The organism is Streptomyces sp. NBC_00316 (assembly GCF_036158715.1).
Classification (GTDB): domain Bacteria; phylum Actinomycetota; class Actinomycetes; order Streptomycetales; family Streptomycetaceae; genus Streptomyces.
Genome location: NZ_CP108023.1, coordinates 911,945 through 938,694, shown reverse-complemented (window position 1 = coordinate 938,694; position 26,750 = coordinate 911,945). Strand labels below are relative to the sequence as shown.

At 68.5% G+C, this 26,750-nt stretch carries 18 protein-coding genes and 2 pseudogenes; 9 read left to right on the top strand and 11 right to left on the bottom strand.

Annotated elements, in window-relative coordinates:
- Positions 1-102 precede the first annotated feature (102 nt).
- A complete protein-coding gene (locus tag OG878_RS04295; protein ID WP_328885499.1) occupies positions 103-1,110 on the bottom strand; it encodes a zinc-dependent alcohol dehydrogenase in 1,008 nt (335 codons plus the stop codon).
- Between the two features lie 83 nt (positions 1,111-1,193).
- On the opposite strand from OG878_RS04295, the gene OG878_RS04290 reads away from it, so the two are divergent.
- Complete coding sequence (locus OG878_RS04290; protein WP_328885498.1) at positions 1,194-1,982, top strand: CDP-alcohol phosphatidyltransferase family protein; 789 nt, start codon at positions 1,194-1,196, stop codon at positions 1,980-1,982.
- 16 nt (positions 1,983-1,998) lie between these two features.
- Here the strand turns inward: OG878_RS04290 and OG878_RS04285 are convergent, their stop codons facing one another.
- The 9 genes from OG878_RS04285 to OG878_RS04250 form a co-directional block, all read right to left on the bottom strand.
- Positions 1,999-3,732: an ArnT family glycosyltransferase gene (locus tag OG878_RS04285; protein ID WP_328885497.1), complete on the bottom strand. Its 1,734-nt coding sequence runs from the start codon at positions 3,730-3,732 to the stop codon at positions 1,999-2,001.
- A gap of 114 nt (positions 3,733-3,846) precedes the next feature.
- Positions 3,847-5,466 carry a sulfatase gene (locus tag OG878_RS04280; protein WP_443049055.1) on the bottom strand — a complete coding sequence of 540 codons (1,620 nt, stop codon included), beginning with the start codon at positions 5,464-5,466 and terminating at the stop codon, positions 3,847-3,849.
- 529 nt (positions 5,467-5,995) lie between these two features.
- Entirely contained in the window at positions 5,996-6,421 is a 426-nt protein-coding gene (locus OG878_RS42175) for an isochorismatase family protein (protein WP_443049233.1), read from the bottom strand.
- Positions 6,418-7,500 carry a 2,3-diaminopropionate biosynthesis protein SbnA gene (gene sbnA, locus OG878_RS04275; RefSeq protein WP_328891123.1) on the bottom strand — a complete coding sequence of 361 codons (1,083 nt, stop codon included), beginning with the start codon at positions 7,498-7,500 and terminating at the stop codon, positions 6,418-6,420. Before sbnA ends, OG878_RS42175 begins: the two co-directional genes overlap by 4 nt.
- Before the next feature lie 211 nt (positions 7,501-7,711).
- Positions 7,712-8,782, bottom strand: a complete 1,071-nt coding sequence (sbnB, locus tag OG878_RS04270; protein ID WP_328885496.1) for a 2,3-diaminopropionate biosynthesis protein SbnB — start codon at positions 8,780-8,782, stop codon at positions 7,712-7,714.
- Complete coding sequence (locus tag OG878_RS04265; protein WP_328885495.1) at positions 8,779-9,783, bottom strand: TauD/TfdA family dioxygenase; 1,005 nt, start codon at positions 9,781-9,783, stop codon at positions 8,779-8,781. The genes sbnB and OG878_RS04265 overlap by 4 nt, the downstream gene beginning before the upstream one ends.
- Positions 9,784-9,806: 23 nt before the next feature.
- Complete coding sequence (locus OG878_RS04260) at positions 9,807-13,055, bottom strand: non-ribosomal peptide synthetase (protein WP_328885494.1); 3,249 nt, start codon at positions 13,053-13,055, stop codon at positions 9,807-9,809.
- A 62-nt stretch (positions 13,056-13,117) separates the two neighbouring features.
- Complete coding sequence (locus OG878_RS04255) at positions 13,118-15,652, bottom strand: Pls/PosA family non-ribosomal peptide synthetase (RefSeq protein WP_328885493.1); 2,535 nt, start codon at positions 15,650-15,652, stop codon at positions 13,118-13,120.
- An 805-nt stretch (positions 15,653-16,457) separates the two neighbouring features.
- Positions 16,458-16,868 carry a Fur family transcriptional regulator gene (locus OG878_RS04250; protein WP_328885492.1) on the bottom strand — a complete coding sequence of 137 codons (411 nt, stop codon included), beginning with the start codon at positions 16,866-16,868 and terminating at the stop codon, positions 16,458-16,460.
- 194 nt (positions 16,869-17,062) lie between these two features.
- Between OG878_RS04250 and OG878_RS04245 the strand changes: the two are divergent.
- The 8 genes and pseudogenes from OG878_RS04245 (at position 17,063) to OG878_RS04210 (ending at position 24,701) form a co-directional block, all read left to right on the top strand.
- Positions 17,063-17,534, top strand: a pseudogene (locus OG878_RS04245) (Fur family transcriptional regulator).
- Entirely contained in the window at positions 17,504-19,735 is a 2,232-nt protein-coding gene (gene katG / locus OG878_RS04240; protein ID WP_328885491.1) for a catalase/peroxidase HPI, read from the top strand. Before OG878_RS04245 ends, katG begins: the two are co-directional and overlap by 31 nt.
- Positions 19,736-19,918: 183 nt before the next feature.
- Positions 19,919-20,206: pseudogene (locus OG878_RS04235) on the top strand (hypothetical protein); the annotation flags it as partial.
- A 534-nt stretch (positions 20,207-20,740) separates the two neighbouring features.
- A complete protein-coding gene (locus OG878_RS04230; RefSeq protein WP_328885490.1) occupies positions 20,741-21,949 on the top strand; it encodes an ATP-binding protein in 1,209 nt (402 codons plus the stop codon).
- The gene (locus OG878_RS04225; RefSeq protein WP_328885489.1) at positions 21,946-22,350 is read left to right on the top strand and encodes a roadblock/LC7 domain-containing protein; all 405 of its coding nucleotides are present in this window, start codon (positions 21,946-21,948) and stop codon (positions 22,348-22,350) included. The genes OG878_RS04230 and OG878_RS04225 overlap by 4 nt, the downstream gene beginning before the upstream one ends.
- Positions 22,347-22,718, top strand: coding sequence for a DUF742 domain-containing protein (locus tag OG878_RS04220; protein WP_328885488.1), 372 nt, complete (start codon positions 22,347-22,349; stop codon positions 22,716-22,718). The genes OG878_RS04225 and OG878_RS04220 overlap by 4 nt, the downstream gene beginning before the upstream one ends.
- The gene (locus OG878_RS04215) at positions 22,693-23,283 is read left to right on the top strand and encodes a GTP-binding protein (protein ID WP_328885487.1); all 591 of its coding nucleotides are present in this window, start codon (positions 22,693-22,695) and stop codon (positions 23,281-23,283) included. The genes OG878_RS04220 and OG878_RS04215 overlap by 26 nt, the downstream gene beginning before the upstream one ends.
- A gap of 113 nt (positions 23,284-23,396) precedes the next feature.
- Entirely contained in the window at positions 23,397-24,701 is a 1,305-nt protein-coding gene (locus OG878_RS04210) for a cytochrome P450 (RefSeq protein ID WP_328885486.1), read from the top strand.
- A gap of 238 nt (positions 24,702-24,939) precedes the next feature.
- Here OG878_RS04210 and OG878_RS04205 read toward each other — a convergent pair whose 3' ends face one another.
- On the bottom strand, positions 24,940-26,748 hold the full coding sequence (locus OG878_RS04205; RefSeq protein ID WP_443049054.1) for an acyl-CoA dehydrogenase family protein: 1,809 nt from the start codon (positions 26,746-26,748) through the stop codon (positions 24,940-24,942).
- Positions 26,749-26,750: the final 2 nt, after the last annotated feature.

The following is a 26,750-nucleotide window of genomic DNA, read 5'->3' as shown; positions in this document are numbered from 1 at the left end:
ACCTCCTGGTCCGACCATGTGGCCGCTCGCGGCCCTTGTCGTTCAGTACGGCTGGAACGTGCTGTGTGTTCAGCGCCCGACAGGTTCAATGGCGAGTTTCGTTCAGCGTCCGGCCGGAACCCGTGGCACGGGAGTCGTGTCGTACCGGACGCGGTGGCACAACCCGGGCAGATCACCCCTGCCGATCCTGGCCAGCACGGACGGCAGCTCCTCGAAGGCGCATTCGCCGGTGATCAGTGCGTCGAAGGCAGGGTCGGCGAGGAGGTCGAGCGAGAGGGCGAGCCGGTCGGCGAAGGTACGGCGGGAGCTGCGGGCCGGAGACACGGTCCCCACCTGGCTGCCGCGCAGGACCAGACGACCGGAGTGGAAGGCCTCCCCGAGCGACAGGCTGACCCGCCGGTCCCCGTACCAGCTCAGTTCCAGGACCGTGCCTTCCGGGGCGAGGAGCTCCAGTGAGCGGGTGAGCCCTGCTTCGGTGGCGCTGGCGTGGACCACGAGGTCGCAGTCGCCCAGGGCATGTTCGGGGAGTGCGAAGTCGACGCCCAGCGCGTCGGCGACGACGGCGCGGGTGGGATCGGAATCGACCAGCTGGACGCGGACGGCGGGGTACCGGGCGAGAAGCGCTGCGACGGAGCAGCCGATCATGCCGGCTCCGACGACGGCGATCCGGTCGCCGATCAGCGGTGCTGCGTCCCACAGAGCGTTCACCGCGGTCTCCACCGTTCCGGCCAGCACGGCCCGCCCGGCGGGGACGGTGTCCGGCACCGGGGTCACAGCACTCGCAGGGACGACGTACCGGCTCTGGTGCGGGTAGAGGCAGAAGACCGTACGGCCCAGGAGGTGCGCCGGTCCTTCCTCGACAAGGCCGACGTTGAGATAGCCGTACTTGACGGGACCGGGGAAGTCGCCGTCCTGGAACGGCGCCCGCATCGCCGTGTGCTGACTCTCCGGTACGCCGCCGCGGAAGACGAGGCTCTCGGTGCCACGGCTCACACCGGAGAACAGTGTGCGTACCACGACGTCGTCGCCGGCCGGCTCCGGCAGCGGGACATCCTGTATCTCGCCGTGGCCGGGGGAGCGGAGCCAGAAGGCGCGTGCGGTGCGCTCCATCGGTGACCTCCTGCTGAACGCTCGGGCGATGGTTTACGTTCTGATGATCGTGGGACCGCGCAAACGTACGCGGTTCTCGGCGAATGTGTCACACGGCAGGAGGGCGGCGCGCGGTGACCCGGAGGAGCACATACAGATCTCGTCTGCTGCGCCCGGAGCCGGCGTCGGGGGCAGCCGGGCAGACAGTCCTGCTGGTTCTTCTCGACATGACGACCGGACTGGGAGCCGCGGGATGGCTGACCGGCCTGGTCGTCACGGCCGGCGTCTGGGGCATGCTGACACGTGCACTGGACCGGGCAGGCAACAGGCCCTTCGGTCCCGCCAACGGCGTCACCCTGGCCCGCACGACGCTCGTCGGGGGTGTGGCCGCGCTGGTCGCGGATTCCTTCGTCAGCCGACCGCCGGTCGCGGTCCTGGTCGCGCTCGCCACAGTGGGGCTGATCCTTGATGCAGTCGACGGCCAGGTCGCCCGGCGCACGGGGACGGCGTCCTCGCTGGGGGCACGCTTCGACATGGAAGTCGACGCCTTCCTCATTCTGGTGCTCAGCGTCCACGTCGCCACGTCGCTCGGCGCATGGGTGCTGCTGATCGGGGCCATGCGCTACGCATTCGTCGTGGCGGCCCGGGGATTGCCGTGGTTGCGGGGGCCCCTTCGTCCGAGCATGGCCCGTAAGACGGTGGCCGCCCTGCAGGGGATCGTTCTTCTCGTGGTCGGCGCCGGGATCATCCCGCGCCTGCCCGCGTGTGCGGCAGTCCTCGTGGCGCTGGCGCTGCTCGTCTGGTCCTTCGCGCGTGACATCAGGTGGCTGTGGTGCGTCAGGTCCCGCGAGAACGCAAGGCGGGTCCGGGACGCGATGCTCGAAAACGCATGATCGCTCCCTCGCCCGGTCACGTCGGGGGACGGCTGTGAGGGACCTCTCCGCGCTGGGTCCACTGCGCATCGAGTGCCCCGTGCACACGCGTTGCCCGGCGGTAGATCGTGATCGAGTGGCCCACCTCGTCGATGCGCACGCTGGTGTTGATCAGCTTCGCCAGCCGGTCATCGGCCTTGGCGATCGAGGAGTCCGACACGGCGAGGAGCCCGTGCACCTCGCCCGGGGGGACCCTCTGCGGGTCGGACGCGTCGATGCCGTAGAAGGAGGGTATGCCGCTGCCTTTGTAGACGAGCCAGATCTTCTCGTCCGGGTACCGCTGCCGAAGACGGGCGGCCAGCCGGCCCAGGTCCTGACCCCAATCGACGTTCGAGTCATGCAGACGCAGGTGAGTCCTGGCCGGGCCGCCGAATGCCTCGTTGGAGTACGGCAGGTAGTACGGGTACGTCCGCAGCGAGCTCACCGCAACGAACAGGATCAGCGCCGCGGACGCGAGGTGCGCCGACCGCCGTCGGAAGGCGGCCACGCCGGCCGCGGCGACTGCCAGGAACATCGGCATGAAGAGGGCGTACCGCACGCCGAGATCGCGGGACCCGGTCATGGCCGCGGCCAGCAGCACCACCGTGGGCGCCAGCACATACGGTGCCGCGGACCGCAGCCGGGGCACCGTCACGGTGGCGACGGCACCGGTCAGCCACAGCGCGAGCATGCCCAGCGGCGTCTTTATCAGCAGCGCGGTCGGCAGGTAGTACCACAGCGAACCGTGGTAGTGGCGGCCGAACAGGAAGCCGCTCCACGTCATGTTCTCGAAGCCGAACTGGAGGCGCATACCGTCCCGGTACGGCTCCGGGAACGGAAGCAGGTCGACGACACGTGCGCGCAGCCCGTGGGTGACCGGCAGGTTCTCGGGACCGGCCCAGCGCAGGTGCGGGTCGACTGCGAGGTAGGACGCCCACACCACGGCGATCGCGACCAGCGACACGACCGCCGCGGCCGCCACGCCGAGCATGAGAAGCCGCACCCGCCCGCCGGGGCCGGGGCGATGCGTCCGGCGGGCGTGGCAGACCGACAGGACGGCCAGGAGCAACAGCACCGGAACCGCGGGCAACGCGCTCATCTTCGTGGCCACGGCCGCGCCGAGCGCCCCTCCGGCGAGCGGGAGGCAGAGGCGGGGCCGCTCCCGCGCCCGCCACAGCAACCAGACCGACGTCAGCAGGAAGCCGGCCGTCGGTACGTCAAGTGTGGCCAGCGACCCGTGCGCGATGATGTCGGGCGAGAACGCGTACAGACCGAGCGCCACCAACCCGCCCGCGGGGCCGGCGAGGTCACGGGCGAACGCGAGGACAACCAGCCCGAACAGCAGCGTCAGCACGATCACCGGCAACCGCCCCCACAGCATCAGACGCCACGGATCATTGCCCGATTCGTACAGCAGGTGCCGTCCGAGCTCCGTCTGATCGCCGGTGAAGGCGCGGTCGAGGTGCGCGTCGGCGAAGGCCGTCCCTGACGCGATGAGCAGCTTGCCCAGCGGCGGATGCTCGGGGTTGTACCGCAGGCTGTGCTGCTGCACGTAGACCACCGCCGTGCCCACGTACACGGGTTCGTCGATGGTCGGGGTCTGCCTCACGGCCGTCGTGACCATCGCGACCGCCATCTCGGCGAGGAGCACGACCACGACGAGTGCGAACGGCCACCGCCGGTGTGTCCGCAGCCTGCGCAGCCCTTCGCCGGCTCGAGCGGCCTGCCACATCGGTTCGCGAAACCTCCGTTCCTTCTGTCGCGCATCCTGCGTGACGCCGACCGTGCGGCGGCGAGCCGACGCGACAGCATGGCTCCACCTGGTCAACTGCTGATGCCTCTGGTCTCACCGGGCCGGCGGGGACGAAACGGGGCCCGGCTGTGAACCGAAGGCGGTCAGGAAGCGGTCGCGGAAGGCGTCCATTCTCCAGACCGGAGCGGTCGGGCCGGGCTTCAGACCGTCCTGCCAGCCCCAGCCGGAAACACGGTCCATCACGGCAGGATCGCGGGCGACGATCGCGACCGGAACGTCCCGGCCGAACTTGCCACGGGTGACGGTCGTCACCGGCTGATGGTCGCCGAGGAAGACGAGCACGGTGTCGTCGTCGCCGTATTTCTCCACCCAGGAGGTGAGACTGTGCAACGAGTACTCAATGGCACGCCGGTACTCGGTTCGCACCTGGGCGGGGTCCCGCCACACTTCTTTGGGGTCCTTGCCGGCCTTCTTCATGGCGTCGTACACCGAGCCGTCACCGACCTCGTCCCAGCCGATCATCCTGGGAATGGGTGCCCAGGGATTGTGGCTGGAGGCGAGAATGATCTCCGCCATCAATGGGTCACGGCCCGGCTTGCCGTGCTCCAGGCGTTCGAAGGCGGACAGACTGTACTGGTCGGGTACGGGCGTCCAGCTGAACTTCGGGCCCTTGTACCCGAGCTGCCGGGAGTCGTGGATGTTGTCGAGGCCGAAGAACTTCCCCTCCGGCCAGGCCCGGGTGACGCCCGGCATGATGCCGACCGTCCGCCAGGCGTCGGCGCGCCGGAAGGCGCCGGTGAGGGTAAGGCGGTTGCTCGAGGTGACGCTGCGATAGCGCTGCTGATTGTCGACCCACAGGCCCGACATGAAGGTGGTGTGGGCCAGCCAGCTACCGGCGCCCGTCGTGGGGGAGGTGAGCCAGCCGCTTCGCGAGGAGAACCCGGCCGCGCTCAGCCGACTGGTCCCGTCCGCGAGCACCGCGTCGACCTGCGACGCCATCGCCGGGTCCTCGACCGCGGAGCGGCCGTAGCTTTCGATGAAGGTGAAGATGACATCCTTGCCGCGCAGCCCGGTCAGCAACTGATCGGCCGGGGTGTCGCCGAAGGCATCGACGGCAGACTCCTTTTCGAAATCCCGCTCATCCTGAAGGCCCGCACGCACCGAGTCGGCACGGTTCTCGACGAGGGTGGCCGTGTCTCTGGAAGCGACCGGCACGTCGGCGATCTGCGTGCCCAGCGCCGTGAAGGTGATCCAGACGGTGCCGAGCACCAAGGTGGTACGGGTCGCCACGGCGCTGTGCCGGACCAGGAGGCGGCTCAGCCGGACCACGGCCAGCGTCATGAAGGCGAGCAGGGCGAGAGCGAGGGCCACGATCCCGATCAGCGCACCGATCGCGTCGGCCCGGCCTACCGAGTCCTTGAGGAAAGCTTCGGCGTCGTCGAGGAGGATCCAGTCGAGTACCGGATCGAACGGTCGGTCGAGACTCGCGTAGAAACCCATGTCGAGGAACTTCAGGATGGTCAGCAGGCCGAGGCCCACCCCGGCGACCACCGCCATCACCCGCCTCGGCCTCGGCGGCAGGACGAGCAGTATGGCGACGCCGAGGATCCCCTCCACCGGAATGCGGGCGAATGCGCCGGGCGTGATTCGGCTGACCTGGTTCGGCAGGAGGAGAGCGAGGAGCACGAGCGCGGTGGCCAGAGCGGTGGTCACCCACGCCACACTCCGCACCGCGGCCGGGTGCCCTTCCCGCCGGCCGCCGGCGACGGCCTCGCCGGGGCCGTCGCTTGCGGCGCCGGCCGGGCCCGCGGCGTCACGGTCCGGGACGCGCTCCGGGGAATCGTCCCGGGGCAGGCCCTCCTCCGTGCTTGCGCTGTCCGTAGGGGGCGGGACTGGAGCGCGGTCAGGGTGCGACACCCGAAGATCCTTCCGTGCGAAGCCAAGTGGTGGCACGGCGGACAAGGTCGGGAGACCGGGTTCCGCCGCCTGTCCAGTACGGCTTGGAGACGTCTCCTGTTCAAGGGCTGCGGTTGCGTGGTGAGGCTGAACGCGTGCGGGGGTCTCTGCTGCCTTCCCGTCGCCCGTCTTCCCGATCCCGGTCTTCGCAGGGAATCCCGGCCTTCAGGCCGCGCGGGAACCGGCCGGCGTGACTCGGGGTGTACCTGGGCGTCCTGGAACCAGGCACGGTCCGGCTGGGCGACTCGGTCGCGTGGCAGGACGGACCGTGATCGGACGGGCCTCCTCACGCGCCCGAATACCGTGAGCGCTTATCCGCCCCGCCTTGCGCAGGGAGACTACGCCGATGGCTGATCAGACTGTTCATCAGCCCTTCTCGCACAACACCCTGCACATGCCCGAAGTTCAGCTCTCGCCGCTCGGCCGCCCGCGGGACCGTGTCCCGTGCCGGCGCGACCCGGAAGTCCCGCTCCGTCGCCTCCGCGATGCTCGTCCGCAGACAGCCGGGCAGGTCGCCCCCGGCGAACACAAGCGTGTCGACGCCGAGTTCGCCCAGGAGCTCCACGGGACATGTGCGGTGGAAGGCGCCCGGGCGTGGCATGAAGACCGCGTGGTCGTACGGCCCCCGCGCGACTCGCCGCCCGGGTGGCCACGTCACCGGGCCTCGCGGTGGTGACGATCCCGGGAGACGCGTCGCGGACCGAGGGTTCAGGCATTACGGTCCTGGAACTGATGACGCTGGTTACCGCCGAGGTCGCCGGTCTGCAGGTTGAGCGGCCGGGCCCATCGTGCCGCCGGTGCGGGGGAGGCTGCCCAGGAACCGGCGGGCATCTCGCGGGAGTAGAGCACGTCCTCGCCGTAAATGTCCTGCAGCCAGTTGGTGTGGTAAATGGTGTCGAGGTAGCGCTCGCCGAGGTCCGGGCCGATGGCCACCGCGGTCAGTTCGCGCGCGTCACGACGGGTCAGCCAGTCCGTCGCGCCGCTGACCACCGTGCCGGTGGAGCCGCCGAACAGGAACCCGCGCCTGGCCAGATGATGGCAGGTACGGATGGTGTCCGCCTCCTCGACACGGATCACCTCATCCACGTAGGACTCGTCGAGCAGCGGCGGTCGCATGCTCATTCCCAGGCCGGGAATCATCCGGCGGCCCGGGGTGCCGCCGAAGGACACCGAGCCGACGCTGTCCACCGCGACGATCCGCACCGGCCGGTGCCACTCCCGGAAGTAGCGTGCGCAGCCCATCAGGGTCCCGGTGGTGCCGGCCCCGACGAACAGCACGTCCAGCCGCGGGAACTGGCGGGCGATCGCCGGGGCCGTCGTGCGGTAGTGCGCCATCCAGTTGCTCGGATTGGTGTACTGGCTGAGCCACACGTACCGGTCATCGGCGGCGCACAGCGCGCGGATGTACTCGATCCGCGCGCCGAGAAAGCCGCCGTTGGCCTCCTGGTCGGCGATCACGTGCACCTGGCTGCCCAACGCCTCCATCATCAACCTGGTCGACAGGTTGCCGCGGGAGTCCGTCACACACAGGAACCGGTAGCCCTTGCTCGCCGCGATCATGCTCAGCGCCACGCCGAGGTTTCCGGACGAGGACTCGATCAGGATCGATTCCGGCGTCAGGACTCCATCCCGCTCAGCGGTCTCCACCATTTCGGTCGCGGCCTTCAACTTGACCGAGCCGGCGAAGTTGAAGCCCTCGCACTTCAGGAAGAGCGAGTGCCCGAAGAACGGCTGCAGGTCGACGTAGAGCTCCTCTTCGTTGAAGGCGTGGGGAACGGATATGACGGGCACCTTGGTCTCCTCCATCTGGCGCAGCGCACTTCCGGAACGTCCGTCCGACCGTGGGTGGCCTCTCGCTTCCGCGACCGCGAGCCTGTGGCCGGCCGAGCCGGACGGCCCCGCGTCAGCGGCCGCTGACGCGTACGTCCTCACCTGCTGCGACGTGGCCGGTGAGCTCTTCCGGCATCAGCTCGTGACACGCCTCCTGGGTTCTCGGCTCGGCTCATCCGTACCGGCTCACTTCGTGGAAGAAGTCGTCGACGACGTGCAACTCACCGCGGCGGACCACTTCGTCGTAGACGTCCTTGCCGACCGCGAGGTCGAGCACCCCGAGGCCGAAGGGCGAGAACACCACGGGCCGGTCCGCCGGCACCGTCACGCGTGCGGCCAGCACGTCGTCCAGCGTGCCGTGCAGGAACTCCCGGTTCCCCGTGAGCTGCTCGGCCAGGTGCGGTGAGGTGTCGGCCTTCAGGCAGTGCTCGATGTCGTCGACGATGTTGGTCGAGGCGAGCAGGATCTCCGGCGCCAGGTCGCGCAGCGACACGTGCAGCACCAGCGGATTGTGTGCGAACCAGGACAGGTCGCTGACGTGCGGCCGGCCGGCGACGGTCGCGAAGACCACGAGGTCGCTGTGCCGGATCAACTGCTCGGCGCTGTCGTGCACGGTGATCCGGCCGGTGGTGCCCGACTGCTCCAGGTAGCACCGGAAGCCTGCCGCGCTCTCGGCGGACAGGTCGTGCACGCCGATCTCGTCGAACGACCAGCCGGTGCCCGCCAGGAAGGTGTGGATGTAGCGGGCGATCAGTCCCACCCCGAAGAACCCGACACGCATCGGTCGAGGCCTGTCGCGGCTGAGCCAGTCGGCCGCCGACGCCGCCGACGCGGCCGTCCTCGTGGCGCTGATGATCGAGCTCTCCAGGCAGGCGAACGGGTAGCCGGTGTCGCGATCATTGAGGATCAGCACGGCCGAGGCCCGCGGGATGCCCGCCGTCACGTTCTCCGGGAAGCTGGAGATCCACTTCAGGCCGTCCACCCGCACCTCACCGCCGATCGAGGCGGGCAGCGCGATGATCCGGGAGGACGGGCGGTCGGGGAACCGCAGGAAGTACGACGGCGGGTTCACCGAATCACCGGCGCCGTGCACCCGGTAGGTGGCCTCGACCAGCTCCACGATCTGCTTCTCACGTCCGTGCAGCGCGCGCTGGACCTGGCCGCCGGAGATCACCGCGAACGGCGGGACAGTGATCGGCACGGGCGTGGTGGACTCCGTTGCGGTGGAACTGATGGTGGTCATCCTGCGGTCACCTCGACGGTCGGCGAGCAGTCGGCCAGGTGCACCGGGTCGGCCAGGGCGACGAGCACTTCACGCGGCCCCTCGAAGGGTTCCCTGCTGTGCGCGGTGCGGATGTTGTCGACGAGCATCAGGTCGCCGGCCTGCCACGGCTCGCGCGCGGTGTTGGCCTCGTAGACGCCGTTCAGCAGCTGTACGACGTCCTCGTCGATCGCTTCGCCGTTGCCGAAGCGGGTATTGAACGGCAGTCCGTCGGCGCCGTAGACGTCCACCAGGTACTCGCGCACCTCTGGGGCCATCGTCCACTCGTTGAGGAACGCGATCTGGTTGAACCAGCAGCGCCGGCCGGTGACCGGGTGACGCACCACGGCGCTGCGGCGCTGTCTGGTGCGCAGTCCACCGTCGGGCTGCCACTCGAACATGATCGCGTTGGCGCGGCAGTAGCTCTCGACGGCGCCACGGTCCTCGGTGCCGAACGCCTCGGCGACGGACGCCCCGATCTCGTCGTTGTAGCTGCGGGTGAGCAGCCAGCCCTCTCGCTCGAAGCGCTCGGTCAGCTCGGCGGGCAGCGCGTCGAGCACGGTCGGCGAGTCGGCCACCGCCGTCGCCCCGCCGTCGGTGGGCGCGCTGAGACAGGCGAACATCATCATGCCGGGGAACTCGAGCGTGTAGCTCAGTTCGTGATGCATGCACATCGGCTGGTTCGGCGGCCACTTCGATGAGGAGTACACGCCGTCGGAGTAGGTCCGTCGGGGGGCGAAGACCTCCTTCTCGGCCATGAGACCGGTGGCCAGCCCGGAGAAGACGGCGGCGGTCCCGGCCGCGTCGCGCAGCCCGAGGCCGCGGACCAGGACCGACCCGTGCTCGGCGACGACAGCGCGCAGCGCGTCCCGGTGCTCGGCCGCCCAGCTCGACGCGTCGCCGGTGGCCTCGGCCCGCAGGAGAGGAGGTTTGCCGGGTTCACGTTCGACGTCGACCGGCGACGCCGTGGATATGGACGACATCTCGATGTCCTTTCAGTTGCCACTCAGGAGGAAGCGAACAGTTCGGCGGCGCGCAGCACGGCCTGTGCCGTCGCGGCCGGGCGGGTGCGAAGGAAGTAATGGCCACCGTCGGTGAGCTCGTGCAGGTCGACCTGCTCGGCCAGGAGCTGCCAGTCGCGGTACCGGTTCGGGTACTCCGCCGTGTTCGGGTCGTCCGCGGCGACGACCACGGTCACCGGCGCGGACAGCTTCAGCGCCGGTGGGCTGTCCAGGACTTCGGCGAAGTAGCGGTGTGCGGCCAGGCAGTCGTGCCGGTAGGCGGCGCCCACGTGCTCGGCGTGCTGCGCATCCAGCTCGACGAGCTCGGTGTACCCGCCCTCTGTGCTCAGCTGTGCAGCGATGTCGGCGTTGCTTCGCCCGGTCAGTTCGGTGATGGTGGCGCGCCGGTCGGCTGCGTCGCCGAGCAGCTGCGCGCCGAGGAACACCCGCTGGACGTCCACCCCGCGCGCCTGCAGTCTTCTGGCTGTCTCCACGGCCGGCGCGGTGCCGGAGGAATGGCCCCACAGCAGGACGCTGGTCAGGCCCCGCCGGATGATCTCCGCGACGACCTGTTCGACCACCTGTGTCATCGGCGCGAACGGCTCGTTCCCGGCGGTGACGTCGTGACCGGGCAGTTCGACGGCGTGGACCGCCGGCCCGCCGTCCGTCAGCGCCCTGGCCATCGGCTGGAAGTTCACGGCGTTGCCGCCGGCATAGGGGAAGCACACCAGGGCAGGCGCACGGTCCGGTCCCGACAGGGTCTGCAGCAGCCCGGAGCGCCGTTCGGACCTGCCGTCGACCAGCCCGGCCAGATCGGCCAGGACCGGGTGGCGGGTGACGTCCTTGAGGGACACCGCACGGTTCAGGGTGACCGCCAGCTTCACGGCCGACAGCGACGTGCCGCCCCGGTCGAAGAAGTGGTCCCGCCGTCCGATCTCGTGTTGCGGGATGCCGAGCACCTTCGCCCATGCGGCCGCCAGCTGCTGTTCGGTCGGCGTGTGCGGCGCATGGAACTCCTCCTGGGCCAAGCCGAGTTCCCCGGCGAGTGTCCGCAAGGTCTTCCTGTCGATCTTGCTGTTGGCCGTCAGCGGCAGACTTTCCCGCCAGTGGAAGGCCGACGGGATCATGTATGCGGGCAGCGACTCGCCGAGCCGCTCCAGCAGGACGCCGGCCTCGAGTCGCTGCCGACCGGAGTAGAACGCCACCAGGTGCTTGCTCTGGTCGGCCCGCTCGGCGACCACCACAGCACCGTCGCGCACACCGGGCACCCGCAACAGGGTGTTCTCGATCTCGCCGATCTCGATCCGGAAGCCGCGAATCTTCACCTGGTTGTCCCGGCGGCCGAGGAACTCCAGTTTGCCCTCGGGCTGCCAGCGGCCGTAGTCGCCGCCCCGGTAGAGCCGGGCGCCCGCACGGTGCGGATCGGCCAGGTAGGCCTGCCGGGTGCGCTCGGGGTCGTTGACGTATCCGCGGCCGACGCAGACGCCGGAGAAGACGATCAGTCCGGGGGCGCCGAGCGGCACCGGGGCCAGGTGCTCGTCGACGACACGGACGTGCACGTTGTTGACCGCGGGCCCCAGCAGGACCCGGTCCCCGTCGGGCGCGCGGTCCATGACCTCGTGGTTGGTGTCGTCCGAGGTCTCGGTCAGCCCGTAGGCGTTGACCAGCTTGATCCCGGGCTGGGCGGCGAACCAGCGCTGTGCCAGTTCCTTCTTCAGCGCCTCTCCGGTGACCGACACGTACCGCAGGTCCGGCAGCTCGCGGGGGTGCTGCTTCAGACAGGACACGACGACGTCCAGGTAGGAGGGAACGACCTGGAGTACGGCGACCCGGCCGTCGACGATCTTGTCGACGAACCGCTGGACGTCCAGGATCACCTCCTGTTCCACCAGCAGGGTCCGCCCCCCGACCAGCAGACCGGCCACCAGCTGCCACAGCGAGATGTCGAAGCACTGGGGCGCTGTCTGGGCGACCACCTGTCCCTCGCCGATCTGCAGGTCGTCGATCTTGGCGCAGAGATGATTGAGCATGCCCGCGTGCTCGCACATCGCGCCCTTGGGCTCACCGGTGGAGCCGGAGGTGAAATAGATGTAGGCGAGCTGGTCCGGTGCGACGCGGAGGCCCAGATCGTCGTGGGCATGGTCTTCCTCGTAGGCTGCGCCGACGAAGAGCTTCTGGACCCCGGACAGCGATCCAAGGGCCTGGTCGAGCGTGGAGGTGCTGCCGGGTTCGGTCAGCACGAGCCCGCATGCGGCTCGGGAGAGCATGGAAGCGACGCGATCGGCCGGGAAGTGCGGCTCGATGGGCAGATACACGCCGCCGGCCTTGAAGACCGCGAGCACGGCAGCCATCCAGTCCAGGTTGCGCTCGGTCACCACCGCGACGACACCCTCGGGGCGCAGCCCTCGCGCCAGCAGGGCCCGACCCACCTGATTGGCACGCGCGTTGAGTTCCCGATACGTCAACTGCCGCTCCCCGTGCACCGCCGCGACGGCGTCAGGGTGCGCCGCCACCCGCTGTTCGAACAGCTCGTGGAACCGGAGGTCCGGCAGCTCCCGGTGCGGACCGGCGAGCCCGTCGAGCTGGAAGCGGAGTTCCTCGGCGGAGAGGAGGCTCTGCCGCCCGTGCTCGGCGTCCGGATCGGCGGCGATCAGCGTGAGCGCGGTGAGGTGGTATCCGGCGATCCTGACGGCGCAGTCCTCGTCGAGAGCGTCGGTCCTGTACCGCAGCCGCAGCACCAACCGGTCGCTTCGTTGCGAAAGGCCCACGCACAGCACGGTGTCACCGGCGAGTTCACCGACCGAGCCGTGCGGATCGAGCACGGCCTCGACCGACGGTTCGGCCAGGCCCAGTTCGCGCCTGAGCTCATCGACCGGAAAGTCCTTGTGCAGCAGCAGATCCGACACGACTCGATGGGTGTCCAGCAGCAGTGCTCGCCACGAGTCGGGTTCGGTCGTCAGCCGGCAGGGCAGCGGCCGGCCGTTCTCCGCAGTGACGTAACCGGTCGCGACCTCGTGCTCGCCGGACAACGCGGCAAGCACCTTGGCGTGCGCGGCCAGGAGCACGGAGTCGAGCGGCACCGCGAGATCCTCGGCCAGCCGGCCCAGCGCTGCCACGACATCGTCCGGAACCGTCGCCTCGTGTTCGCCGATGCCCGGCACCGGACGGAGCGTCCACCGCGGTATCGCGGTGAATCCACCGGCGAGCAAAGCGGCGCGCCAGAACTCCCGGTCGGCCTGCACATGCATTCCCATTTGGTCGTCCCTCTCCGTTCACCGTCGCCACCGTGCTGTCAGCACCGACAAGGGCGGCGCTGCTACCGGCTCCGCGTCAGTGCCTCGGGCCGACAGGGGGCATCTCGCATCTCCGTGGCGGGGTTTCCTCCCCACCGTGCGTGCTGTGGGACTTCCTCGCCTTTCATGAGGAAGGAGTCGGGGGCGAGTACCGCGCCTTCGCCCATCGTCACGCCGTAGTGGACGTGGGCTCCCACACCGATGGTGCAGCCGGCGGCGAGCGTGCTGCGATCGGACTTGAAGGTGCCGTCCTCCTGGGAGTGGCACTGGATCTTGCTCCCCGCGTTGAGCGTGCAATCGCTCCCGATGGTGGTGAGCATGCGCTCCGTCAAATAGCAGCCGTCGTCGAAGACCCTGCTGCCGAGCCGGACTCCCAGCATCCGCCAGATCACGTTCTTGAAAGGCGTGCCGTTGAAGACGTTGAGGTACGAGTCCGGCACCTTCCAGAGGCGTTCGTGCCACCAGAAGTACGGGTCGTAGATGGAACACAACTGCGGTCTCAGCGCGCGGAATGCCGCGATGCCGCGCTCCACCAGCACGAAGTACACAGCGGTGAACCCGAGGCTGAACACCAGGAACACGGCGATCAGCACATGCCCGTAGGAGTCGTAGAGATCGACGTTCGCCAGGCCGAGCATCGTGAGCACGAAGAAGTGCAGCCACCGCACGAGCAGGAAGAAGGCCATCGAGCGGATGTTGTAGCGGTTCTTTGCGGCGAGACGACGGTGCAACTCGTCGCCGGTCCGGAGATGGTCGAACCGCGAGTCGCGCTCGACCGACCGGGGGATCTCGAAGCACGGCGAGCCGAGCAGGCCCACCCCCTCACGTACTTCGCCGTCGAGCGGAATCATCACCTTGGTCGCAAGGAGGCAGTTGGCACCTGTCCTGGCACCTGAGGGATAGGCGATGTTGTTCCCGAGGAAGTTGTCCGGCCCGATCGACGCCCGGGACACCCGGAAGGACGTGCTCGAGTAGTCGGCGTTGATGAGGGAGAGCCCGTCGGCGACCATCGTGCCGCTGCCGACGGAGCACAGATACGGGGTCTCGTGCTGTACTTCCGTGCCGAAGTTCGACCCGGTCTGCTCGACCCGGGACAAGTCGTATCCGAGGCCGCGCAGGTAGTGGACGACGGCGGAGCTGTCACCGAACAGCCATGTGAAGAACTTGATGTTGGTCATGCGCGCGATGGCCCGGTGCGTCGAGTAGTGAAACCCGTACAGCGGATAGACCTTGTCCGGCTTGACCAGCAGGTTCAGCAGGCGCGGAACGGTGAACAGCACGGCCAGGCCCACGACGACGAAACCGAAGAACAGCACGAAGGAAAGGATCAGCGCGTCGATGTAGAGATCCGGCGAGGTGAACCCCGTTGTGCCCGGGTCCAGCCGGTTGTTCAGCGCCGGAACCAGTGTCACCAGCATGTACGCTCCGCCGACAGCCAGCGGTACGTAGAGGAAGAACAACTGGAGCACGGTGGCGAGGCCGAAGCCGGCCCGGCGCAGCGTGCCGCACGGGGTCGGCTCGATCCTCAGATAGTCGTGCTCCGTGGGCTGTGCGGGAGATCCGTGCCGGCGTTGGCCGTCCGGGACCACCTGGCCGCTGTACAGCGTCGACGTATGGCCGAGTTGCGCCCCGTCGCCCATCGTCGTGTCGATGTCGAGCACGGTCTTCTCGCCGATGAACACGTCCCGGCCAAGGGTGACCCGGCCGGTCTGGATACGGCCGGCGTGCGCCCGGTAGCAGAGGAAGAACGAGTCTTTGCGGATCACCGTGCCGGCGCCGATCGTGAGCAGGTCGGTGCAGACCGGAACGTTGCGGGAGAGGATCGTGACCCCCTTGCCGATCCGTGCGCCCAGGGCCCGCAGGTAGAGCACGTACAGCGGATTGCCGACGAAGAAGACCATCGGGTTGGCGTGGATCAGCACCTTGATGGTCCAGAAGCGCAGATACGTCAGACCCCAGACCGGGAACTCGCGTGCTTTCCACCGGCCGATGAGGAGCCATTTGGCCACGATCGGGAAGGTGCACAGACCGACGAAGCCCATGCCGCCGAAGACGAACGATCGCAGGTAGATGTCGACCACATCCGAGCCGGCGGAGACCCATGCAAAGCCTCGGTCGGCAACCAGGGCGGCGAGGAAGGAATAGCCCAGGAAAAGCAGGAACTGCAGCGTTCCGCAGAGGACGTACTGCGCCGTTCCGGCCGGGGTCACCACCTCCGTCGGCGCCGGGGCCGGCGACTCGGCAGGGGCGGGCGCGGTGTCCACGAGCCCCGTCGCCAGGCTTCGGATCGTCGGGTGCCGGTAGATGTCCTTCATCGACGCCGATGGGAGGTCGGACCGCTTTCTGATCCGTGCACAGAAATGGGCCATCACCAACGAGTTGGCGCCGAGGTCGTCGAAGAAATGGCCGTCGACCGATACCCGTTCGACGTCCATCACCTCAGCCAGCACCTCGGCGAGATCTCTCTCGATGCCGGTGTCCGGGACGGAGTACCCGCGCGTACCGATCGCGGATTCATCCGGCCCGGGCGTCAGGACTTCGAGGGACTTCTCCTCCATGCGAGCTCCTTGAGGAACTTTCGAGCAGCGTCGGCCATGACGTGCGGCGCCCCGTACGTGCGCCGTTCGACGGCCGGATCGAGAGTCCGGAAGTCATGAGGCCGGAATCTGTTGTCCGGTTCCAAACCGTTGCCCCAGTCTCAGCTGTCCACCGTCGGGCTGCCACTCGAACTCGATCACGCCGTCGCGGCAGTGGCGCTCGACGGCGCCAAGGGGATTCCCCCTGCTGGAGCGTGGTGTCGGGTGCGCGCGGCGCCTTCGCCGCCCGATCCCTCCCTCACCCGCGATCCTGCCGATCCCGCCCATCGGGTCTCGCCCTACTGCAGACGAGTGGCGTGTGCCTGATCCGGGAGGGAGCTGTGACGGGGCGCCCGACAGCCGTCGTTCTCGTCGCCGTCACGGCGCAGCGATGGGCCCGGGCTTTGAGGGCTGCCGGTTCGGCGGGCCTCGATGGCCGACTCGGCCCGGGCCGACGACTGCGTCGGAGCAGGACGGCCATGAGCCGGACCAGGGGGAGGAGAGACGGCGTCAGAAGTCGTGAGGCAGTGCAGCGAAGAGCGGCTGTTCGGGCAGTCGAGGGGCTGGGTATGCCGGCCCTGCTCCCGGACCGGGCCCGGCTCCATGGGGCCGGCAGGGCGCCACGGAGCCGTCATGCCTGCCGACCGGCCCGGGGGATCGCTCTCTGATCCCGGCGGACCGCAGGTCCGTCAGGCTCGGATACGGGGACAGCACCGCAGCGCATGCGCGGCGACCACCCCGGTTCACGTCTTCGCCATGGGACTGACCGGCAGCTGCAGGACGATCCTCAGGCGCAGGTCGGGCACAGTCCGCGGTAGGTGACCTCGGCCTCGGACACCGTGAAGCCGAACCGTTCGACCGTCGGGAGGTCGGCCAGCGGATCGCCGGTCGGGTGGACGTCGCGGATGGTGCCGCAGCCGGAGCACACCAGGTGCTGGTGCGGGCGGTGTGCGTTGGGGTCGTAGCGCTTGGCACGGCCGTCGGTGGAGACCTCCATGACCTCACCGAGGGAGACCATCTCGCCCAGGGTGTTGTAGACGGTCGCCCGGGAGATCTCGGGCAGCCGCTGCGCCGCGCGGGCGTGCACCTCGTCGGCCGTGAGATGCATGTGGTCGCCGTCCAGGACCTCAGCAACGACACGTCGCTGAGAGGTCATCCGCCAGCCATGCCCACGTAGTCGCTCCAGCAGGTCACTCATATCGACTCACCTTTTCAGGTTCGGTGGGTGCCCGAAATTTACCAGTCGGTGTCCGGGTTCCGATCGGATATGGGTCTGGCGCTCTTCTTGACTAAGACTCTGTCCATCGTAGGATCGGTTCCGGTGATGGCCAAGGGACAGGAAGACTCCATTACGGCAGGAGACAGAAACGTGATGGGACCACTGCCGGGGCGCTGTGCGGTGCCGGCCTACAGGTGAGGGCCGCCCGCGTTGCGCTGCTCGAGACAGTCCCGGACGGTGACCGCTTCGGTGTCGAGGCGATCGCCCTCGTGGCACGCGATCGCGAGGGCGATGTCTCCCTTCGCGATGTGCGTGTGGCCCCCACGCACTCACCGCGGCGCGAGTCGTACGCCGCATCGAACCGGGCGGCAGCCCGGCCCGGTTCGAGGGGGAGTCGGGGACGGCCACCACCATGCCGCATGCCGGTTGTGCGGAGCCGTCGCGGACGCCGACTGTGCGGCCAGCGAGGCTTCTGCCCGCACGTGTCCGACGACCGCGGCATCCCGATCGACGAGGCCAGGCCATCTTTTGGGCCTGGGCCTCGACTGTTCCACCGCTGTTCCACCGCCCGCAGTGCCTGAGCACCGTGATCCGCCCAGCCCGGAAGGATTCCCATGTCCGAGAACCATGATGCAATCGTCGTAGACGCGAAGACGGAGGGCGGAGGTGGCTGCCCGGTCGCGCACGGGCGTGCGCCGCACCCGACTCAGGGCGGCGGAAACCGCCAGTGGTGGCCGGATCGGCTCAACCTGAAGATCCTGGCCAAGAACCCTGCCGTGGCCAACCCGCTCGGCGAGGAGTTCGACTACGCCGAGGCGTTCGAGTCCCTTGACCTCGCAGCCGTGAAGCGGGACATCGCGGAGGTGCTGACAGACTCGCAGGACTGGTGGCCGGCCGACTTCGGCAACTACGGCCCGTTCATGATCCGGATGGCGTGGCACAGCGCGGGCACCTACCGGATCAGTGACGGCCGCGGCGGCGCCGGGGCCGGGCAGCAGCGCTTCGCCCCTCTCAACAGCTGGCCGGACAACGGGAACCTCGACAAGGCCCGCCGCCTGCTGTGGCCGGTCAAGAAGAAGTACGGCCAGAGCATCTCGTGGGCCGACCTCATGATCCTCACCGGCAATGTCGCCCTGGAGTCGATGGGCTTCAAGACCTTCGGCTTCGCCGGCGGCCGCGCGGACGTGTGGGAGCCCGACGAGGACGTCTACTGGGGCCCCGAGACCACCTGGCTCGGCGACGAGCGCTACACCGGCGACCGTGAGCTGGAGAGCCCCCTCGGCGCGGTCCAGATGGGCCTCATCTACGTCAACCCGGAGGGCCCGAACGGCAACCCGGACCCGCTCGCCGCGGCCCGTGACATCCGGGAGACGTTCCGCCGGATGGCGATGAACGACGAGGAGACGGTCGCGCTGATCGCGGGTGGTCACACCTTCGGCAAGACGCATGGCGCGGGGCCGGCGGACCACGTCGGAGCCGACCCCGAGGGCGCCTCGCTCGAGGAGCAGGGCCTCGGCTGGAAGAGCTCCTTCGGCACCGGCAAGGGCGGCGACGCCATCACCAGCGGTCTCGAGGGCATCTGGACGAACACCCCGGTTACCTGGGACAACAGCTTCTTCGAGATCCTGTTCGGCTACGAGTGGGAGCTGTTCCAGAGCCCCGCCGGTGCGAACCAGTGGCGGCCGAAGGACAGCGCAGGGGCGGGCACCGTTCCCGACGCCCACGACCCGTCGAAGAGCCACGCCCCGACGATGCTGACGACCGATCTCTCGCTCCGGGTCGACCCGGCCTACGAGCAGATCTCGCGACGCTTCCTCGAGAACCCCGACGAGTTCGCGGACGCCTTCGCCCGGGCGTGGTTCAAGCTGACCCACCGCGACATGGGCCCGATCGTGCGCTACCTCGGCCCGGAGGTCCCGGCCGAGACGCTGCTGTGGCAGGACCCCCTTCCCGAGGTGACGCACGAGCTCATCGACGCCGAGGACATCGCCTCCCTCAAGAGCCGGATCCTCGCTTCGGACCTGTCGGTGTCCCAGCTCGTGTCCACCGCGTGGGCATCGGCCTCGTCCTTCCGCGGCAGCGACAAGCGCGGCGGCGCCAACGGTGCGCGCATCCGCCTCCAGCCGCAGAGCGGGTGGGAGGTCAACGACCCCGACCAGCTGGCGACGGTGCTGCGCACTCTGGTGGGGATCCAGGAGTCCTTCAACGCTGCCGGGACCGGCGGTAAGCAGGTCTCGCTCGCCGACCTGATCGTGCTCGCCGGTGGTGCGGCTGTCGAGCAGGCCGCCAAGGACGCCGGCTTCGACGTCGAGGTCCCCTTCACACCGGGCCGCGTGGACGCGTCGCAGGAGCAGACCGACGTGGAGTCGTTCGCCGCGCTCGAGCCGGCTGCCGACGGGTTCCGCAACCACCTCGGGAAGGGCCACCGGCTGCCGGCCGAGTACCTGCTGATCGACCGGGCGAACCTGCTGACCCTGAGCGCGCCCGAGATGACGGTCCTCGTCGGTGGCCTCCGTGTCCTGGGCGCGAACTACCAGCAGTCGCCGCTCGGCGTCCTCACCACCACCCCCGGGTCGCTGACCAACGACTTCTTCGCCAACCTGCTCGACCTGGGGACGACGTGGAAGGCGACGTCCGAGGACCAGAGCACGTTCGAGGGCCGCGACGTGGCGACCGGCGAGGTCAAGTGGACCGGCAGCCGCGCCGACCTCGTCTTCGGGTCGAACTCGGAGCTGCGCGCGCTCGCGGAGGTCTATGCGAGCGATGACGCGAAGGAGAAGTTCGTGAACGACTTCGTCGCGGCGTGGAACAAGGTGATGAACCTCGACCGGTTCGACCTCGTCTGATCATGACGTCCAGGTCGGCCGGCAGCGGCCGGCCTGGACGTCCGCAGTCCGACGGCCACTTGCTCCGGACTCGTACCGTTCGGCGATGTCCCGCGGGCAGCGGGACGAAGCACCGTCCTCGCGGCTCCGCGCGTGTGCGCCGACCGCATCGAGGCCCAGCCGTTCCGAGAAGGCGAAGGTGCGGTGCGGCTTGTCGGGAACGTGGTCAGGACACGAGGACGGATCACGTACCGGGAAGATGAGCTCGGTGCGGTCGAGACGACCACCGATGTCACGTACATCTATCCGGTCGTACGTGCTGCAGCGGGAAGCGACGACGCCGCGTGCACCGTCGTGTGCCCCGAGGTCGACCCGTACGACCGGAGTACGTCGACGGACCCGCGCATGCGGGAGGCCGGCGACGAGAGGTGCGGGACCCACGCGGACATGAGCCGGTGTCCGAGGCCGTGCATCGGGTCCTCCCACTCCTGAGTGCACAGGGGGTTTGCTGCGACTCCGATGCTGCGTGCCACGTTCGATTCCTGACACTTTTCGTGACGGTCTGTCGGTTCGTCCGACGGGCCGTTCCGGCTTCTCCGGTGATGAACAGCCTGCCGGCGGCCCGGTTTTCGCGTCGGGTGCGCGACCCGAAAGCCTGCTTCGAGGGGGCGAGGGGTGCAGGCGCCCTGCCGCCGTTGCGGGCTCCCGGTCTGTGCCGTGCTCGGCGCCCCACCCTTCACCGCAGATTCAGGACCATGGTGCGTTCATATGGGAAGGATCGCGGTCTTGTCCGCTTCGTGCCCTGTGCAGGTATTCCCAAGTAACGGCTCAAGCAAGGGGATTGGCGCCCTCCAGTACTGCTAAAATGATCATAAAATCCAGTAGGCTGACGGCGCGTCATGCGCGCACGGGGGAGACAGTCTCCGGGGCCCCATCGCGAGGGAGTGGTTGTTTGGTCCGCCGGTCCACCGCCGGGTCATCGGATTGACAACCGCTGCCGTCGTGATGCGACTTGAAGAGAGTCTCATGACGTCATTGATCAGTGATCCACTTTTGTGGATCTTGCTAGTTGTGCTCCTCGCCGGCACCGCATTGGTGTTGCGCGCACGGAGAACCAACATGGCGCTCCGCAAGAAGAGCGCCGCCCTCGAAAGCGGCCTCGAAGCCGCGGAGCGAGAGCGCCATCGCCTCGCCGCCGAGGACCTCGGCATGCAGAACCGGCACGCCGCCGAACTTGCGGAGGTGCGCCAGGACGCGGCGGAGGAGACCAAGGCGGTCCTCAAAGCGGCGATGCGGACGCTGCAGGTGCTTGCCGACGACCAGCAGCGCTTCATAGCCCAGATGCAGGGCAAGCACGGCGACAACTCGGACGTCCTGGCCGACCTGATGCTGGTCGACCACACCAACTCCCAGTTCAGCCGCCGTGCCCAAGGCATCGCCGTGCTGTGCGGCGGCTGGCTGGGGCGGCGCGAGGGCATCGCCTCCGTGTACGACGTGGCCCGCAGTGCTCAGGGCCGTATCCGTCACTTCGACCGGGTCCGCATCCACACGCAGGTGACGTTCTCGGTCGTCAGCAGGGTCGTCGAACCGGTAGCGGTGGTACTGGCCGAGCTGCTGGCCAACGCCACGAACTCCTCCCGGCCCGACACACCCGTCGAAATCAGCATTCAAGCCGTCCCGGCCGGTGTCTGCCTGATCGTGGACGACTACGGCCTCGGAATGAGCCAGGAGGAGAAGGACCGCGCAGCCACCCTGCTGTCGCCGCAGGCACCGGTCGACATCACCAGCCTCGGCAACCCGCCCAGGTTCGGGTTCGCCGTCGCCGGACTGCTTGCCGCCCGCTACGGCTTCAAGGTCTCCGTCGACTCCGTCTCTCCCTACGGCGGCGTACGTGCCGTGATCCTCCTTCCGGAAGCCCTGCTCACCACGGATGTGCCCGAGCCTGTAGTCAGGACCGATACGGAGGACAACATGGCCGACGCGGACGCCGTGACCTCGGACCGGCCGGACGCGACGGCCCCCACGGCGCCCTCGGGCCCGATCGGGACGACGGCGGGCGGCCTGCCCAAGCGGCGTCGCAGGCCGGTGGAGGTGGTCCGTTCGGAGCCCGAACCGGATTCGGAGCCGGCATTCAGCGGCGAGGTGACGGCCTCACGCATCGGGGCCATCGGGGCGTTCCAGCGCGGAACGCAGTCAGGGCGGGAAACGACCACGGAAGGACCTCAGAACCAGTGAATCCCGATCTGTCGTGGGTGCTGAACGACGTGCTGCAGGTGAACGGTGCGCGGCACGCGATTCTCGTATCGGCCGACGGCCTGCTGCTGGAGCGTTCCACCGACATCACCCGTGACGCTGCGGAGACCTATGCCGCCGCGGTGAGCTCGATGCAGTCCCTGAGCCGCGCGATAGCCCCCTTCGCGGGAGGCTCCGGCAACGGCAAGTGGCGGCAGACGCTGCTCGAATACGAGCACGGCTGGATCTTCGTGATCGCCGCGGGAAGCGGCGCGTACATGGCTGCCGCCGCAGCCCCGGACGTCGACATGGAAGCCATGAGTTTCCGCATGCAGCAGCAGGTGACCGCGCTGGGCAAGGCGATGACGGCGCCCCCGCGTGAGAACACCGGTATCGAGGGATGACCCCCTCCGAGGAGAACTCGGTCACCAGCGACTTCGTCCGCTCGTACGTCATCACCGGCGGCCGGCGGCTCCCCTCTGCGGAGGAGATGTCACTGCTCACTCTGGTCATGCTGGCCCCCGACCGGGAACTGCCCCCGCAGGCCAGCCCCGAGGTGCGCGCCATCTGGGAGCTGTGCTCGGGGGGCTACCTCTCCGTGGCCGAGGTGGCCGGCCATCTGGGCCTGCCCGTAGGCGTCGCGAGACTCCTGCTGACCGATTTATTCGAACAAGGTCATCTGCTGCGCCGTGCCGCGCCGCCACCCGCCCAGGCCGTCGACAGAACAATCCTCGAAGGGGTGTTGCATGGACTCCAAAGGCGCTTCGCCTGACAACGTCTACGTGTCGGATGCGGTGACCACCGCCGCCAAGATCCTCGTTGTCGGGCACTTCGCCGTGGGCAAGACGACGTTCATCGGCAGCCTCTCGGAGATCCCCCCGCTGCGCACCGAAGAGAAGATGACGCAGGCTTCGGTCGACCATGACGATCTGAAAGGCGCGCCGGACAAGGAGACGACCACCGTCGCCCTGGACTTCGGCCGCCTCACCCTGAGCGACGAACTCGTGCTCTACCTCTTCGGCACGCCGGGCCAGCACCGCTTCGTACAGGTGTGGGAGGACATGACGCACGGAGCGCTCGGTGCGCTGCTTCTGGTGGACCCGTCCCGTCTCGCCGAGACGTTCCCCGTCATCGACCTCGTCGAGAAGCACGGCCTCGAATTCGCCATCGCGGTCAACAGCTTCGGCCCGCAAGGCCAGTACCCGGAGCGTGAGATCCGCGAAGCACTGGACCTGCTCCCCGACACCCCGGTCGTGTACTGCGACGCCCGGGACCAGGCGTCGTCCGCCGAGGCCCTGATCGCGCTCGTCCGGCACCTGCTGACCCGCGCGGCTTGAACCCCACCCCGTCCCCGCCATCCCGGGCTGTCAGGCACCCGGGCCCTCATAAGGACCAACTCATGGACTTTCAGCAAGCGGACGCCGCACCAGGCGTGCCGGCAAGGTGCCCCATGCACGGGCAGGACTTTGCCGCCGACCCCAACCGGATCTACGACCAGCTGCGGAAGCACGGTCCGGCCGCACCCGTCGAACTCGCCCCCGGTGTGGACGCCACGCTGGTCACCGCGCACGAGACGGCGCTGCGGGTGCTGCAGAGCCCCACGGTCTTCGCCCGTGACTCCCGCCGCTGGGCCGCCCTCAACGAGGGCCGGATAGCCCTCGACAGCCCCGTGCTCCCCATGATGATCCACCGGCCCAACTGCCTGTTCACGGACGGCACCGAGCACCTGAGACTGCGCAAGGCCGTCACCGAGAGCCTCGACCGGCTCAACCTCACCCGCATTGCGCGTGATGTCGAGCAGATCACCGACTACCTCGTCGACCAGTTCAGCGAACGCGGCACTGCCGACCTTCTCAACGAGTACGCGAAGCTGCTTCCGCTGCTGCTGTTCAACAAGCTCTTCGGCTGCCCGGCCGGCATCGGCGACCGCCTCACACGGTCGATGGCCGCCATGTTCGACGGCCAGGACGCGCTGCGCGCCAGCGAAGAAATCACGGCCTGTCTCATGGAGTTGGTGTCGCTCAAGCGGCGCGAACCGGGCGACGACATAACGACGTGGCTTATCCAGCACCCAGCCGGCCTGCGCGACGAGGAACTCAAGGACCAGTTGGTCATGCTGATGGGCGCCGGCCTCGAACCCGAGCGCAATCTCATCGGCAGCGCCCTGCTTTTGCTGCTGTCGGACGAATCTCCGGCAGGCGGCGCCAGCATGCTCATCGACGACGCCATCGACAACGTCCTGTGGAACAACCCACCCATCGCCAACTACGCCACGCACTTCCCGCTCCAGGACGTCGATCTCGGCGGGGTCGTCGTCCATGCGAACACTCCACTCGTCATCAGCTTCGCCGCCGCCAACAGCGACCCCAGCCTTGCCGAAGCGCGTCGGTCACGGAGCATGGGCGCCCACCTGGCGTGGGGCGCCGGCACTCATGCCTGTCCTGCCAAGTCCCCGGCCCGGCTCATCGCCGTCACCGCGATCGAGAGGATCCTCAACTCGCTGCCCGACGTGAAGCTCGCGGTCCCCGAGCGCAGCCTGCAGTGGCGCCCGGGCCCCTTCCACCGGGCCCTGGTCACCCTGCCGGTGACCTTCAACCCCACCCCGGCCACGCGAGTTGCCGCCACCGTCAGCCATGAAGCAGTGCGCCCCGCGGCGGTCGACCAGGCCAGGCTGTCCGCTTCCACGCCTCCGCAGGCGAGGCCGCAGGCGAAGAAGACCCTGTGGAGCACCTTCCTCGACCTGTTCCGTGTTTAGTGCACGGGCATGTGGCAGGAGCAATACTCCGCCGCGCATGGGGGAGCAGGAAGGGGAGATTCCGGCGGTAGCGGTTCCGCATAAGCCTAAGAACTCCTAATGAAATGATCTTCGAGATGGTTGGATCACTCCGGGACCAATGATTCGGCGGTGCGGAGTGATTCGGCCGAAACCGACACCCTCCCACAGCACCTCACGTTCGACGATGGCGTGGAACCAACCTCCTGAGACAACACACCTAGGACACCAACTGGCCAGTGCCTTTCGTAGTGATGGGGTGGTCGAGTAGGACGTCTTCCGAGACGCCGAAGCCGGCGGCGAGGGTCAGTGCGTGCGGCGCAAGAGTGGCGATGGCCGCCTCGGTCGCGTCGGGGAGCTGCCTGACCTGGTCGGCCGTGAGCCGCCCTTCCGCGAGGAGGTCCCCGCTCTGGGCGGCGACGCGGCGCAGGGTGAACAGCCGGTGCAGGCCGTACAGGAGATCACCGGCCCTGGAACCGCTGGCCTGCCCGGCCGCGGCCAGCAGGGCGTCGGCGGCCAGGCGGTAAGCGTGGGAGTCGACGAGTTCAAGGGCGGGCGTGACGGTCTGGTTCCACCGGTTGAGGGGGTTGCCGGGCTCGGCTGTACGCAGGCGGGTGCGGGCGCGGTGGTGCCAGATCCGTTCGATATCGGTGAGGAGGTCCTGGAGGAAGGCGGCGTCAGTGAGCTCGCGGTCCGCAGGGGGGATGTCGCTGGGCTGGCTCGGTGTGAAGTGGCCCAGAAGCAGCTCCCCGGCCGCCTTGACCCAGATGACAAGGTTGTCACCCTCTGCGGTGATCGTGCCCTCGTTCGCGGCGAGCTGGCCGGTGATGCCGTTGGCGAGGAACAGGCCTTGCGCGCCGCAGCGCTCGCGGCACTCGGTCATGACCTCGCGGACGCGCCAGGTGATCCATCCCTTCGCGATGGCGGCCAGGCGCTCGGCGTCCTCGCAGCTGACGTCCGTGGTCTGTGCCCATTGCTGTACCGCGATGCGGTGCAGGAGGGTCGCGGCGTAAGTGGTGGCGAGGGCGTCGAGGAGAGGGGTGTGGTGGCTGCGGTATGCGAACAGCGGGACCGTTCCCCGCGCCGTGACACCGACGGTGTGGCGGGTGTGGGCGTGGCGCACAGCGACGGTGACGGCGTGGCGTGCGACGCCCAGGCTGTAGGCGCTCATGCAGAGTTTGCCAGTCGTGACGCGGCCGATACTGCTGAGGAAACGCTTGCGGGGACTGCCGATGGTGCTGGTGAATGCGCCGTCCGGGGCGAGGCGCCCGTGGTCGGCCTGAAGCAGCGCATCGTAGGGCAGCCGTACGTGCTCGAAGATCGTCGTGCAGTGATCGACGGGGGCCGTCGCGGTCTGCGGCAGTCTTCGTATCCGCACGCCGGGCAGAGGATCCCCGAGCGCGTCGCTGAGCGGGGTGAGAAACAGGAACACCCCGCGGTCCGTGCCGTCGTCGGTGATCAGGCGCGCGGCTACGACGGCAGTCTTGGGACCGCCGGTGGAGCTGGTGTTGGGCATGAACTTCCGTGCCGCAGGTGTGGGCGTGAGCAGGTCGAAGGTGCGGCTCACTGGGTCATAGGTGGCCGTGGTCTCCAACTGGGAGGAGGAGTTTCCATGGCCCGCCTCGGTGCACAGGAAGGTTCCCGTGCGCTCCATGCTCGTGAATGCCCGCAGGTTCCGCTGGTCGCCGTCGTGGTCGAGGAGGCTCCCGAGGAACAGGTTGTAGTGGATGCTGGCGACGGTTCCCAGGCCCGCGTCCACGGGACCGACCCACTCGTGCAGAGCGGTGAGCCGCTCCACATCCAGCACCAACTGTTCCGGGCTGTCGAGAGACTCGTTGATCAGCCGCAGCCGCTGATAGGAGAGGGCCGCTCGCTCCTCCGGGGCCAGACCTTCCTGAAAGCGGAACGCGTCGGTGCCGAAGAGTTTGCGCCATGGCTCATGAACCTTTTCGAACTGATCTCCGAAAAGGGTTCGCGTAAGATCTGTAGCGATCGAGAGGTCCTGGTCACAGGGGAGTTGAGAGGTCACGT